The 13,108-nt window shown below is 72.4% G+C and carries 13 protein-coding genes; 3 read left to right on the forward strand and 10 right to left on the reverse strand.

What is annotated here, in order from left to right; all coding sequences use genetic code 11:
- Positions 1-65: 65 nt before the first annotated feature.
- Both ACZ3UD_RS05375 and ACZ3UD_RS05380 read right to left on the reverse strand, forming a co-directional pair.
- Positions 66-218 (reverse strand): thiamine biosynthesis protein ThiC, encoded by a 153-nt coding sequence (locus tag ACZ3UD_RS05375; RefSeq protein WP_465582524.1) that lies wholly within the window; start codon positions 216-218, stop codon positions 66-68.
- A gap of 11 nt (positions 219-229) precedes the next feature.
- Positions 230-1,231, reverse strand: coding sequence for an ArsR/SmtB family transcription factor (locus ACZ3UD_RS05380; protein WP_465582526.1), 1,002 nt, complete (start codon positions 1,229-1,231; stop codon positions 230-232).
- A gap of 111 nt (positions 1,232-1,342) precedes the next feature.
- Between ACZ3UD_RS05380 and ACZ3UD_RS05385 the strand changes: the two genes are divergently transcribed.
- Positions 1,343-2,635: an MFS transporter gene (locus tag ACZ3UD_RS05385; protein ID WP_465582528.1), complete on the forward strand. Its 1,293-nt coding sequence runs from the start codon at positions 1,343-1,345 to the stop codon at positions 2,633-2,635.
- A gap of 60 nt (positions 2,636-2,695) precedes the next feature.
- Here ACZ3UD_RS05385 and thiC read toward each other — a convergent pair whose 3' ends face one another.
- The 4 genes from thiC to ACZ3UD_RS05405 all read right to left on the reverse strand — a co-directional run bounded on the left by thiC (position 2,696) and on the right by ACZ3UD_RS05405 (position 6,200).
- Entirely contained in the window at positions 2,696-4,504 is a 1,809-nt protein-coding gene (gene thiC, locus ACZ3UD_RS05390) for a phosphomethylpyrimidine synthase ThiC (protein ID WP_465582530.1), read from the reverse strand.
- A 291-nt stretch (positions 4,505-4,795) separates the two neighbouring features.
- The gene (locus ACZ3UD_RS05395) at positions 4,796-4,996 is read right to left on the reverse strand and encodes a DUF5326 family protein (protein WP_380608924.1); all 201 of its coding nucleotides are present in this window, start codon (positions 4,994-4,996) and stop codon (positions 4,796-4,798) included.
- Positions 4,997-5,189: 193 nt separating this feature from the next.
- The gene (gene tenA / locus ACZ3UD_RS05400) at positions 5,190-5,858 is read right to left on the reverse strand and encodes a thiaminase II (protein ID WP_465582532.1); all 669 of its coding nucleotides are present in this window, start codon (positions 5,856-5,858) and stop codon (positions 5,190-5,192) included.
- Positions 5,859-5,882: 24 nt separating this feature from the next.
- Positions 5,883-6,200: a cupin domain-containing protein gene (locus tag ACZ3UD_RS05405; RefSeq protein ID WP_380608921.1), complete on the reverse strand. Its 318-nt coding sequence runs from the start codon at positions 6,198-6,200 to the stop codon at positions 5,883-5,885.
- Between the two features lie 107 nt (positions 6,201-6,307).
- On the opposite strand from ACZ3UD_RS05405, the gene ACZ3UD_RS05410 reads away from it, so the two are divergent.
- A complete protein-coding gene (locus ACZ3UD_RS05410; RefSeq protein ID WP_465582535.1) occupies positions 6,308-6,688 on the forward strand; it encodes a phage holin family protein in 381 nt (126 codons plus the stop codon).
- A 188-nt stretch (positions 6,689-6,876) separates the two neighbouring features.
- Positions 6,877-7,419 (forward strand): NUDIX domain-containing protein, encoded by a 543-nt coding sequence (locus tag ACZ3UD_RS05415; protein ID WP_465582537.1) that lies wholly within the window; start codon positions 6,877-6,879, stop codon positions 7,417-7,419.
- On the opposite strand, the gene ACZ3UD_RS05420 is transcribed toward ACZ3UD_RS05415, so the two are convergent.
- From ACZ3UD_RS05420 to pdhA, 4 genes are all read right to left on the reverse strand, one after another.
- Entirely contained in the window at positions 7,420-9,192 is a 1,773-nt protein-coding gene (locus ACZ3UD_RS05420) for a globin domain-containing protein (RefSeq protein WP_465582539.1), read from the reverse strand.
- Positions 9,193-9,457: 265 nt separating this feature from the next.
- Entirely contained in the window at positions 9,458-10,783 is a 1,326-nt protein-coding gene (locus ACZ3UD_RS05425; protein ID WP_465582832.1) for a dihydrolipoamide acetyltransferase family protein, read from the reverse strand.
- Positions 10,784-10,788: 5 nt separating this feature from the next.
- Positions 10,789-11,751 (reverse strand): alpha-ketoacid dehydrogenase subunit beta, encoded by a 963-nt coding sequence (locus ACZ3UD_RS05430; RefSeq protein WP_465582835.1) that lies wholly within the window; start codon positions 11,749-11,751, stop codon positions 10,789-10,791.
- Positions 11,752-11,828: 77 nt separating this feature from the next.
- Positions 11,829-12,968, reverse strand: a complete 1,140-nt coding sequence (gene pdhA, locus ACZ3UD_RS05435; protein WP_465582541.1) for a pyruvate dehydrogenase (acetyl-transferring) E1 component subunit alpha — start codon at positions 12,966-12,968, stop codon at positions 11,829-11,831.
- Positions 12,969-13,108: the final 140 nt, after the last annotated feature.

Below are 13,108 nucleotides of genomic sequence, written 5' to 3' on the forward strand. Positions count from 1 at the left end.
GTTGACGCGACGACTGAGCGCCGCCCCGGGATCGGAAACACCCTCGGGACGGCGCTCAGCGTGCGTCAGTCGGCCAGCGGGAGGTAGACCCGGTTGCCGCGCTCCGCGAACTCCTCGGACTTGGCCCGCATGCCGGCCAGCGCCTCGGCGTCGAACTCGGTATCGACGGCGCTGGAGCCGTCACCGTGCTCGTCGCGGATCTTCTGCGAGATCTTCATCGAGGAGAGTTTCAGCCCGAAGGCAGCACATCCGCCTCGTCATTACGTGCATCCGCAGCGGCAAGCAGGACTTCTGCCGCCTCGGTGCGGACGTACAGCACGTACCGGCCGCTGCGGTGGGCACCGACCAGGCCGGCGGCGCGGAGGGCGGCCAGGTGTTGGGAAACTCCGCCGGCGGTGATCCCTGTGCGGCGGGCCAGGTCGGTCGTCGGGGCGGGCGTGTCGAGTTCGGCCAGCAGGCGGGCCCGGGACCGGCCGATGACCGATGCCAGGGCCTGCGGGAGGGCGGACCGCCGTTCCCACAGTGTGGCCACGCCGCGCGGCGGATAGCGCAGGGCGGGTTGCCAGTTCGGGGTGATGACGGAAAAGACCCGGGGCCAGACGAACACCGACGGAACCAGCAGCAGACCGCGCCCGCCGAGTTGCCGACTGCCGCGGGCGTAGTGGTGCCCGACGTACAGGGTGTCCTCGTCCCAGGTCACGCTGGACCCCAGGTCACCCAGCAACTGGTCCGCTCCGCGCTCGGCGAACAGCCTGGCCCGGTACAGCACGTCACCCTCCAGGAGCGAGCGCATCCGGGGCCAGTACGGTGCGATGGCGATCTCCCAGTAGGCCGCCACGAGTTCGGCGAGCTCCGCGAGACCATGGCGCGGATCGCCGCGCAGCCGATCGATCCGCTCGGAACGCGGCGCGCGTGGACCGCTGAGGCCGGAGCGAACCTGCTCGGACGGCGTGGCGCGCAGCACGGCCAGCTCAAGTCCCAGATCGACGACCGAGGTTGTCGGTGGCGGCGCGACGAAGACCGGTATCGCGCGGGGCGGTTCCGGAACCAGATCGGCCAACAAACGCCAGTCGAGCCCCGAGGCGGCCAACCGGCGACGGACCTCGTCACTCCATGAGCGGTACAGCGGGTGCTCGGCCGGGCGCTTCAACACCCTGACACTGGCGACCACCTCCCACAGCGGCGACAGGGCGAACCTCGTGCGGGCCAGGTCGCGGACCGAGAACGCCATGTCCAGCACGGTGCAGCCCTTCTGCGGCGGAAGACCTCGCGGCCAACGGGTCAGGATTCAGTACAGCCTAAATTCCTTGTCGGCCGCCCGGCGCGACAGGAACCTCGTTCCATGACCAGCACTGATCTCGTCCACGGGCCGGGCACGGCCGCGCCCACCCTCGATCCGTATCCCTCGGCCCTTCGGAACCCAGGCTTCCGTCTGCTCGTCGCCGCCGCCGCGGCGAGCAAGCTCGGCACCGCAGTGAGCTCCCTGGCGACACCACTGACCGCCGTCATTGCCCTGCACAGCTCACCCGGACAGGTCGGCCTGCTGGCGATGCTGAGCACCCTCGCCTTCCTGCTGATCGGCCTGCCGGCCGGAGCATGGGTGGACCGGATCCGGAAGCGACCGGTGATGATCGCGGCCGACCTGGTCAGGACCGTGCTCTTCGGGTCGGTGCCGGCCGCCTGGCTGTTCGGCTGCCTGACGATCCAACAGCTCTTCCTGGTGGTCCTGCTGGCGGGCGCGGCCACGGTCTTCTTCGACGTGGCCACGCTGAGCCAACTGCCCGAACTGGTCGGCCGGGACCAACTCACCCAGGCCAACGCCCATCTGGTGACCGTGGACGCCCTCACCCAGATCGGCGGGCGCAGCGCGGGCGGCTTCCTGGTGGCGCTGCTGTCCGCCCCGACAGCGATCGTGGTCGACGCGGCCAGCTACCTGTGGTCGGCGATCCTCCTGCTGCGCATCCGCCGGGCTGAGCCGCAGCCGCAGCACCGGCGCGACGCACGCCTCAGCGGCGAGATCCGCGAAGGCCTGCGCTTCGTGTTCGGCCATCCGACCCTGCGGGCCGTCGCGCTCGCCGGAGCCTGCACCAACCTGTCGATCCAGCTGTGCCAGACCATGCTGCCGGTGCTGTTCGCCCGTGAACTCGGTCTCTCCGACGGCGTCATCGGCCTGTTCTTCGCGGTCGGCGGCCTCGGGGTGTTCATCGGTTCAGTCGCGGCCCGCCGGCTGGCCCGTCGGTTCGGCGCCGGGCGGGTGCTGTGGCTGATGGGCTTGGCCGTCGCACCGTTCGGTGTCCTGCTGGCGCTGGCCGGTCGCGGCCCGGCGCTCTGGCTCGCGGCCTTGGCCTGGCTGATCACCACCTGCAAGGTCGGCATCGACAACGTGATCAAAGTGAGCTTCCGCCAGAGCGTGACGCCGGACCACTTGCTCGGCCGGATGAACGCCACCATGCGAGTCCTGCTGACCGGCTCACTCGCGATCGGTGCGGCCCTGGCCGGCCTGCTGGGCGAACTCGCCTCCGTTCGCACCGCCCTGTGGGTCGCCGCGGCAGGTCTCGCCACGGTCTGGGTACCGGTCTTCTTCTCGCCGCTGCGAACCCAGCGCGAACTGCCCGGCCCCGGCTCCCCGCGGTGAGCGGGCGAGCACGAGAGAGCGCCGCCCCGAGATCGATCGGGACGGCGCTCCGGTTGTGCGTCAGTCCGCCATCGGCAAGTAGACCTTGTTGCCGTGGGCCTTGAACTCCTCGGACATGGCCTTCATGCCCTCGACGGCGGTCTCGTCGTACTCCGGCGAGGCCTGACCCTGGCCGAACTGCTCATTGATGCTTTTGCTGATCTTCATCGAGCAGAACTTCGGGCCGCACATCGAGCAGAAGTGGGCCGTCTTGGCGGGTTCGGCGGGGAGGGTCTCGTCGTGGAAGTCGCGAGCGGTCTCCGGGTCGAGGGCCAGGTTGAACTGGTCCTCCCAGCGGAACTCGAAGCGGGCGTCGGAGAGGGCGTCGTCCCATTCCTGGGCGCCGGGGTGGCCCTTGGCGAGGTCGGCGGCGTGGGCGGCGATCTTGTAGGTGATCACGCCGGTCTTGACGTCGTCCCGGTTGGGCAGGCCCAGGTGCTCCTTGGGGGTGACGTAGCAGAGCATCGCGGTGCCCCACCAGGCGATCATCGCGGCGCCGATGCCCGAGGTGATGTGGTCGTAGCCGGGGGCGACGTCGGTGGTGAGGGGGCCGAGGGTGTAGAACGGCGCCTCGTCGCAGATCTCCTTCTGGAGATCCATGTTCTCCTTGATCTTGTGCATCGGGACGTGTCCCGGGCCCTCGATCATCACCTGGACGTCGCGCTCGCGGGCGATCCGGCCCAGCTCGCCGAGGGTCTGCAGCTCGGCGAACTGCGCCTCGTCATTGGCGTCCGCGATCGAGCCGGGGCGCAGGCCGTCACCGAGCGAGAAGGTGACGTCGTAGCTCGCCAGGATGTCGCAGAGTTCCTCGAAGTTGGTGTAGAGGAAGTTCTCCTTGTGGTGCGCCAGGCACCACGCGGCCATGATCGAGCCGCCGCGCGAGACGATGCCGGTCTTGCGGCGTGCGGTGAGCGGGACGTACCGCAGCAGCACGCCGGCGTGGACGGTCATGTAGTCGACGCCCTGCTCGCACTGCTCGATGATGGTGTCCCGGTAGACCTCCCAGCTCAGGTCCTCGGCCTTGCCGTCCACCTTCTCCAGGGCCTGGTAGAGCGGCACGGTGCCGATCGGCACCGGGGAGTTGCGCAGGATCCACTCGCGGGTGGTGTGGATGTTGCGGCCGGTGGAGAGGTCCATGACGGTGTCGGCGCCCCAGCGGGTGGCCCAGGTCATCTTCTCCACCTCCTCCTCGATCGAGGAGGTCACGGCGGAGTTGCCGATGTTGGCGTTGATCTTCACGAGGAAGTTGGTGCCGATGATGGCCGGCTCCACCTCGGGGTGGTTCACGTTCACCGGGATGACGGCGCGGCCGCGGGCCACCTCGTCACGCACGAACTCGGGCTCCAGGCCCTCGCGCAGCGCCACGAACTCCATCTCCGGCGTCACCACGCCCCGCTTGGCGTAGGCGAGTTGAGTGACGGCCACACCACCGCGACCGCGCAGCGGGCGGCGCGGGCGGCCGGGGAAGACGGCGTCCAGGTTGCGCAGGTTGCCGCCGCGCGGCGAGGTGTGCTTGATCCCGTCGTCCTCGGGGCGCGCCTCACGGCCGTCGTACTCCTCGACGTCGCCGCGCTGGCGGATCCAGGAGTCGCGCAGGGCGGGCAGGCCGCGCCGCACGTCGGGCTCGTACGCCGGGTCGGTGTACGGGCCGGAGGTGTCGTACAGCGGCACGGTCCTGCCGTTGGTGAGCCGCACCTCGCGGTAGGGCACCCGCAGGTCCGGGCGGGACCCGTCCCGGTAGGCCTTGCGCCAGGCCGGGGTCGGGTAGCCGGTGCGCTCGCTGCTGGGGGTGGTCCGGGCAGACTGCGGCTGTGCTTCGAACGTGGTCATCTGACCTCTACTCCCTACGCCGGCATTACCCGGTCCAGGTTCCTGCGGTCGACGCAGCCGTCGGTCCGTCCGTCGACGTTCCGGTCAGCGCCCTCTCAGCCCGGTGCTCCGAGCTCCCGCGTCGCAGGCGGTGTTGCCTGCATATGACGCCCAACACGGTAGCGAGCCGATCGCCGCAGGTCCAGACGGCCCCCGAACCGAAATCCGGCCGAAAAGGCCGAGGCCCGGCCCCCGTTCACGGGGTGCCGGGCCTCCGGGGTGCTCCGCCGCGGTCCGCGCGGCGGAGCGGATTCAGCTCTTCGCGGCCTTCTTCACCAGGATCACCACGGCGGCCGCGATGCCCACCACGACCAGCAGCTTGATCAGGATGCTCAGCAGGGCGCCGACCACGCCGAAGACGAAGGCGATGATGTTCCAGGCCAGCACCAGGACCAGCACCGGGATGACGATGTTGCGCACCCAGGAGGGCAGCGACTTCCAGAGCTCAGCCATGTCGGTTCCTCTTCTCCCCTCGGGCCGGCTGCCGACTCGGTGCCGCATCCCGCTTGCTTTCGATGCTTCGATCGTACGGTGGCCGTAGCCCCGGAACGAGGCCCAACGGCCCGGAGAGAACCCCGAGATCACCCCGATCCCCACCCCCGGGGAGACCCCCGAGACCGACTGGGCGGGGCACCCCGGACGGCGGTCAGACCGGCCAGCGCTCCCCGCGCCAGGCGGCGTCCCAGAACATCCACTCGTAGCGCGCGGTGGTCCTGAAGTGCTCGACCACCTTGCGGCGTTCGGCTGCGGACAGCTCCTCTCCGAGCCGGTCGGTGAGCGCCAGCACCCGGCGCACCACGGACTGGAAGGCCTCGTCGCCGTAGGTGGCGATCCACTTGGCGTACAGCGGGTCGGGGGAGCCCTGGGCGAGCAGCGCCCCGCCGACCCGGGCGTAGATCCAGTAGCAGGGCAGCACCGCGCCGAGCGCCTCGGCGAAGGACCCGCCGTAGACGGTGGCCAGCAGGTAGCTGGTGTAGGCCCGGGTGGTGGGCAGCACCGGCTCGGCGGCGGCCTCCTCGACGGTGCCGCCGAAGGCCGTGAGGAACTCGGCGTGCATGCCCTGCTCGGCGGCCAGCGCGCCGACCGCGTCGTCGGCGAAGGCCCGTACGTCCTGCTCGCCGGGCGCCTTGGCGGCGCAGACGGCGAGCGCGCGGGCGTAGTCGCGCAGGTAGTGCGAGTCCTGGACGACGAAGTGGCGGAAGGCCTCGCGCGGCAGGGTGCCGTCGGTGAGGCCGCCGATGAAGGGATGGGCGAGGATCTCGGCGTAGATCGGCTCGATCGACGCCCAGAGTTCTTCGGTCAGACTGCGGCTCATACGAACGACCCTAGCCGCCCGGCGTCAGTCCTCCGGTGGGGAGAACACCACCAGCACCCGCAGCTCCTCGGTGATGTGGTGGAACCTGTGCGGGGTGCCGGCCGGGACGTACACCACGGTGCCGCGCGCGACGGTCGCGGTCTCGGCGCCGACGGTCAGCTCGGCGCGGCCGCTGATCACCTGGTAGATCTCGTCCTGCTCGTGCGCGGTCTGCGGGTCGGTGTCGCCGGGGGAGAGCGCGTACAGCCCGGCGGACATCCGCGGTTCGCGCAGGAAGCGCAGGTACGCACCGTCGTTGGCCGCCCGCTCGGCATCCAGTTCGTCCAGCCGGAACAGCTTCACCGCTGCCGTCCTCCCTCGTCCGTACACCGCGTGGACCAGGTGCATTCAACACCACTCGTCCGACGGGAGCTTCCCCCCGGGCTGGGCGCCTGCCACGCTTGGGCGGCATGAAGGGTTTCGTCATCAAGACACTGATCAACGCGGCGGCCATCTGGGTCGCCGCCTGGATCGTCAGCGGCATCCAGCTCGGTGAGGGCAAGGCCGACTGGCAGCACAAGGCCATGACGGTGCTCGCCGTCGCCGTGGTCTTCGGCGTCATCAACTGGCTGATCAAGCCCGTGGTGAAGCTGTTCTCGCTCCCGCTGTTCATCCTCACGCTCGGCCTGATCACCTTCGTGATCAACGCCCTGATGCTGCTGCTGACCTCCTGGGCGTCCACCAAGCTGTCGCTGGACTTCCACGTGGTCAACTTCGGCTCCGCACTGGTCGGTGCGCTGATCATCAGCCTGGTCGCCTGGGGCCTGCACCTGGCCCTGGACGACGACTGACCGCCGCCGTGCGCGGATCCGAAGCGGCCCGTGCACGGATGCGAGAGGGGCCCGTGCCCGGGTGGCTCCACCCGGTCCGGGCCCCTTCGTCGTTCGGAACCCCGAACGGATGCACCCGCCCGGTCGGCGTTTCGACCCCCGCCCGGTGCGGGAGACTTCCGCACAACGCTCCAGCCCCGGAGGTCACCATGGACCCCGACAACCGAACCCCGCCACCGCGCCCGGTCGTCAAGCGCACGGCCCGGGCCATCCTGCTGGAGCTGGACCCGGACGATCCGCACGGCCCGGCCTCGATCGTGCTGATCCGGCGGGTCCGGCCCGGGGCGCCGCACCCGTACTGGATCACCCCCGGCGGCGGGGTCGAGCGCGACGACCGGACGGTGGTCGACGCGCTGCACCGCGAGGTGGACGAGGAACTCGGCGGCAAGGTCGTGGACGTGGTGCCCGCCTTCGTCGACACCATCAGCCACACCCACCACGACGACGGCACCCTGCTGCACCCGCACGGGGTCAAGGTGCAGCACTTCTTCGTCTGCCGGCTGGCCTCGATGGACCTCAGCCGCCGGCACGGGCCCGAGGTGTCGGACCCGAACGGCGAGTACGAGGTGGTCCGGCTGCCGTTCACCCGCGAGGGCGTGACCTCGGTGAACGTCGTCCCGCCCAAACTGCGGGCGTACCTGGCGGCCAACATCGAGGGCATCCGCGCGCTCCTCGCACCCGACCTGGGGTGATCACCGGGACGCGAGGTCGCCCACCAGGTCGTGCCGGATCCGCCCGGCCGGCACGCCCGCCCGCAGCAGCGCCTCGACGCCGCGGCGGACCATCGCGGGCGGCCCGCTGAGCACCGCGTCGCGGCCCGTCCAGGAGCCGAACCGGCCCACCACCTCGGGGAGCTCACCGGTCAGCGCGCCCTCGGCCGGCCCGGTGCCGGACAGCACCGGCCGCACGGTCAGCCAGGGGTGGCGGGCGGCCAGCTCGCGCAGCCCGTCCAGCTCGTACAACTCGGCGGCGCGGCGGGCCCCGTAGAACACCTCGACGCCGCGGCCGGGCACGCCGTGCTCGGCCGCCTCCTCGACCAGGGCTCGGATCGGCGCGATGCCGGTGCCGCCGCCGAGGCAGAGCAGATCGACCCCGGCGCTGTGGTCGACGGTCATCGAGCCGGCCGCCGGGCCCAGCCGCAGCACGTCCCCGGGCGCGGCCCGGTGCACCAGCGCGTTGCTCACCCAGCCCGCCTGGACGGCCTTGACGTGGAAGGTCAGCAGCCCGTCCGGACGGGGCGCGGTGGCGAAGGAGTAGTGCCGCCAGACCCGTGGCCACCAAGGCGTCTCCAGGCTGCAGTACTGGCCGGCCCGGAACGGGTACGCCTGGTCCGGGCGGACGGTGACCACCGCGACGTCCCGGGTGCGGCGCTCGTGCCGGACCACCTCGCCCTGCCACCAGGGCGGCGAGGTGCGGGCGGCTTCCTCGGCGGCCTCGATCATGATGGTGGAGATCAGCCGGTAGGCCCGGCGCCAGGCCAGCTCGGTGTCGGCGTCCCAGCGGCCGCCCGCGTACCTGGCCAGCGCCTGCACCAGGCACTCCCCCACCGGGGCGTAGTGGCCGGTCAGGGTGCCGTAGCGGCGGTGGCCGCGGCCGAGCGCGCCCAGCCGGGCGCGCAGCGCCGCCGGGTCCTCGGCGCCGCGGGCGGCGGACAGCAAGGCGCGGAACAGCCGGTCGCGCTGGACGTCCATGGCGGCCGGGAAGAGCGAGCGGACCTCGGGGTGGTGCAGGAAGAGCAGCGCGTAGAAGTGCGCGGTGGCCCGGTCGGCGACCGGCTCGACCGCCGCGAGGCTGGCCCGGATCAGCTCGATGTCCCGTGCGGTCAGGGGGAGCTCGACGGCGGGGCTGCTCTGCGTGGCGCCGATCTGTGCGGCGCCGACCTGCCCGGAGGGGAGCTCGGCCGGGAGATGCCGGGCGGGTGGCTGCGTGGCCCAGGCCTCGCTCCAACTGTCTCCGGGTCCAGCCCAGTTGAGGCTGGGAGCGTCGGCGAACAGGGGCTGGAAGGCGGGGGCGGTGCCGGTGATCGAGGGCGGCTCGGGGCAGCTCGGCGCGGGGACGGTCGGCGGCTGGGCGGGCGGGTCCGGGATCACCGGGTGGACGGGCGCGGGGCTCAGTTCGGGCGCGGCTCCGCGCGCGGGCGCGGCTCCGAGCGCGGGCGCGGCTCCGCGCGCGGGCGCGGCTCCGAGCGCGGGCGCGGCTCCGAGCGCGGGCGCGGCTCCGAGCGCGGGCGCGGGTGCGGCCGGCTCCGTGAGGTCCGTCACCGGCGGCAGGACGGCCGTCGGCGCGTCCGCCGCGACCAGCGGAGGGAGGTCCGGCGGGTCCAGCGGCATCGGCGGCCGCACGGACTGCGCCTCGATCGGGCTCTCCGCCGCCGGTTCGGGCGGCAGTTCCGGCAGGCCCGGGACGGAGGCGGCCCCCGCCGAGCCGTGCCCGGTGCGGATCAGGAGTGTTCTGCGGGACTTCACCGCTACGTTTCGAGTACCCAAGAGAATCGTTTCGCCTCCGGCCGGCCTGCGCCACCACCTGGCTTGTCTCTGCTGACGCCTAGGCAGCGTGGCACGCCCGAAGTGCTCATCCGACGAATCACGCGAAGCCCGGACACCCGGCCCGGGAACGCGCTACTCTCGCTCGATCGGCGGTCGCCCTGAGTGCCGAGCAGCACACCCAGGGCGACCCCGCGCTGATCAGGCCCCCCGGCCTGATCAGATCCATCTGCTCACAGCTGCCCGCTCACAGCTGCCGCAGCAGCATCCCCGGCTGCTCGACGCAGTCCGCGACGAAGCGCAGGAACCCACCGGCCGTCCCGCCGTCGCAGACCCGGTGGTCGAAGGTGAACGACAGCTGCGTCACCTCGCGCACCGCCAGCTCCCCGCCGAGCACCCAGGGTTTGGCCACGATCCGGCCGACCCCGAGCATCGCCGCCTCGGGGTGGTTGAGGATCGGGGTGGAGCCGTCCACACCGAACACCCCGTAGTTGTTCAACGTGAAGGTGCCGCCGGTCAGTTCGGCCGGGGTGAGCGAGCCCTTGCGGGCCGCCTCGGTCAACCGGCCCAGCTCCTCGCCGAGCTGCTCGGTGCTGCGGGCGTGCGCGTCCCGCACCACTGGGACGACCAGGCCGCGTTCGCCCTGTGCCGCGAAGCCCAGGTGCACCGCCGAATGCCGGACGATGCCCGAACCGTCCTCGGTCACACTGGAGTTGAGCTCGGGGAAGCGCGCCAGCGCGACCGTGCAGATCCGGGCCAGCAACGCCAGCACGCTCACCTTCGGGCCCGGCGTCGCGTTCAACTTCCGCCGCAGCGCCATCAGTTCGGTGGCGTCGACGTCCACCCAGCAGGTCGCGGCGGGGATCTCCCGGTGGCTGCGGCTGAGCTTCTCGGCCACCGCCTTGCGCAGTCCGCGCAGCGGGACGACACCCTCCTGAGCCGCCGGAGCGACGGCGGGCGCGGCGACCGTCGGAGCCGCCACCTTGGCCGCGACCGCCCGTTCGACGTCCGCGCGCATGATCAGCCCGTCCGGCCCGCTCCCGGCGAGCGCGGCCAGGTCGACCCCCTGCTCCCGGGCCAGCCGCCGCACCAGCGGCGAGATCACCGGCACCACGGCCGGAGCGGCCGGAGCGGAGGGTACGGCGGGCGCGGCAGGAGCCGGAGCAGCGGCGACCGCAACCGGCGCGGCAGCGGCCGGAGCCGCAGCCCCGACCCGGCGCCGCCGCCCGCCCTTGCTCTCGACGACCCCGTACCCCACCAACGGCCGCTCGACCTCAGCGGCGAGCGCGGCGGCCGGCGCCTCGGGAAGGGCTCCTTCCGTCGGCGCCGCCGCGACCGCGACCGTCACCAGCGGCGCGCCCACGGCGATCTCCTCGCCGAGCTCGCCGTACCGCGCGGTGACCACCCCGCCGTACGGGCAGGGCACCTCCACCACGGCCTTGGCCGTCTCGACCTCCACCACCGGCTGGTCGACCGCGATCACCTCGCCGACCTCGACCATCCAGCGAACCACCTCCGCCCCGGTGAGTCCCTCACCGAGGTCGGGCAGCCTGAACTCCCGTACGACGGGCATCATCCTCAGTCCTCCCACTGCAGCCGGGCGACCGCGTCCAGGATCCGGTCCACCCCGGGGAGGTGGTGGTGCTCCAGCATCGGCGGCGGGTACGGGATGTCGAAGCCGGTGACCCGCACCACGGGCGCGGCCAGGTGGTGGAAGCAGCGCTCGGTGACCCGCGCGGCGATCTCCGCTCCGGTGCCGCCGAAGCCGCTCGCCTCGTGCACCACCACGGCCCGGCCGATCGAGCGCACCACCCGGGTGACCGTCTCGTCGTCGAAGGGCACCAGGGTGCGCAGGTCCAGCACCGCGAGGTCCCAGCCCTCGGCCTTCGCCGCCTCGGCCGCCTCCAGGCAGACCGGCAGCGAGGGGCCGTAGGTGATCAGTACGGCGGAGGTTCCGGTGCGCCGCAGCACGGCCCGGCCGATCGGCTCGACCGGCGCGGCCGGGTCGAACTCGGCCTTGCCCCAGTAGAGCCGCTTGGGCTCCAGGAACACCACCGGGTCGTCGGAGGCGATCGAGGCGCGCAGCAGCCCGTACGCGTCCGCCACCGTCCCCGGGGTGACCACGTGCAGGCCCGGGGTGCTGGTGTAGTAGGCCTCGGAGGCGTCGCTGTGGTGCTCGACGCCGCCGATGCCGCCGCCGTAGGGGATGCGCACGGTGATCGGCAGCGGGAGCCTGCCCGCCGTACGGTTGCGCATCTTGGCGACGTGCGAGAACAGCTGTTCCAGCGCCGGGTAGGCGAAGGCGTCGAACTGCATCTCGACCACCGGGCGCAGCCCGTACATCGCCATGCCGATCGCGGTGCCGAGGATGCCGGCCTCGGCCAGCGGGGTGTCCAGGCAGCGCTCGGGGCCGAACTCGGCGGTGAGCCCGTCGGTGATCCGGAAGACGCCGCCGAGCCGGCCGACGTCCTCGCCGAGCACGTGCACCGTCGGGTCCTCGCGCATGGCGTCCCGCAGTGCGGAGTTGAGCGCCTGCGCCATCGACGCGGTGTGCACACCGGAGGGGTGCCGCGCAGCGGCTCGGCCGAGGGTGGGGGCGGGCGACGGGTGGGAGGACATCAGTGCTGCACCTCGGCCTCGGCGGCCAGCTCGGCGGACAACTGGGCGGCCTGCTCCCGCAGTTGCGGGGTCGGCTCGGCGTAGACGTGGGCGAACAGCGCCATCGGGTCGAGCTCCGGGTCGGCGTGGAACTCGGCCCGCATCCGGGCCGCCAGCGCCTCCGCCTCGTCCGCCGCCTCCTGCACCAACCGGTCGTCCAGCACGTCGAGTTCGCGCAGCGCGCGCTCCATCAGCAGGATCGGGTCGTGCTCCCGCCAGGCGGCGACCTCGGGCTCGGTGCGGTAGCGGGTGGCGTCGTCGGCGTTGGTGTGGGCCTCGATCCGGTAGGTCAGCGCCTCGATCAGGGTCGGACCCTCGCCGCCGCGGGCCCGCTCGACCGCCTCGCCGAGCACGGAGTGCAGCGCGGGGGCGTCGTTGCCGTCGACCAGCCGGCCGGGCATGCCGTAGCCGACGGCCTTGTGGGCCAGGCTGGGCGCGGCGGACTGGGCGCTGAGCGGGACGGAGATGGCGTAGCCGTTGTTCTGCACCAGGAAGACCACCGGGGCCCGGAGCACGGCCGCGAAGTTCAGTGCCTCGTGGAAGTCGCCCTCGCTGGTGCCGCCGTCGCCGAGCATGGCCAGCGCGACCACCGGCTCGCCGCGCAGCCGGGCGGCGTGCGCCAGTCCGACGGCGTGCGGCGCCTGGGTGCCGAGCGGGGTGCAGAGCGGGGCGGTGCGGCTGGCGCGCGGGTCGTAGCCGGTGTGGGCGTTGCCGCGCAGCAGGGTCAGCGCCTCCAGCGGGTCGACGCCCCGGGAGACCACGGCGAGGGTGTCGCGGTAGCTGGGGAAGAGCCAGTCGCGCTCGCCGAGCACCAGCGCGGCGGCGACCTGGCAGGCCTCCTGGCCGGTGGAGGCGGGGTAGACGGCGAGGCGGCCCTGCTTGGTGAGGGTGGTGGCCTGCTGGTTGTAGCGGCGGCCGACCACCAGGCGGCGGTAGAGCTCGCGCAGCAGCGCCGGGTCGTACTTCTCCAGCGCGGGGGTGCCGAGCACCCGGACGGGGGAGACGTCCGGGAGGAGCGGGGCCGGATCGGTGCGCGGGGCGGTGGCCCCGGGCAGCCAGCCGGGCACCGCGGTGTGGTGTCTGTGGTCGAGAACGGTCATCTCGGGGCACCTCCTGGGGTGGCGGGGGCTCCCTACCGATTGTTCGGTCGTCTGTTCATCTTGACCAGAACCGTGACAAGGTGGTGGACATTCGGCCTGTGCGGGGGTCGACTGGTGGCAGTGCGTCCAATCGGTGAGGG

Source organism: Kitasatospora sp. NPDC023118, assembly GCF_055560875.1.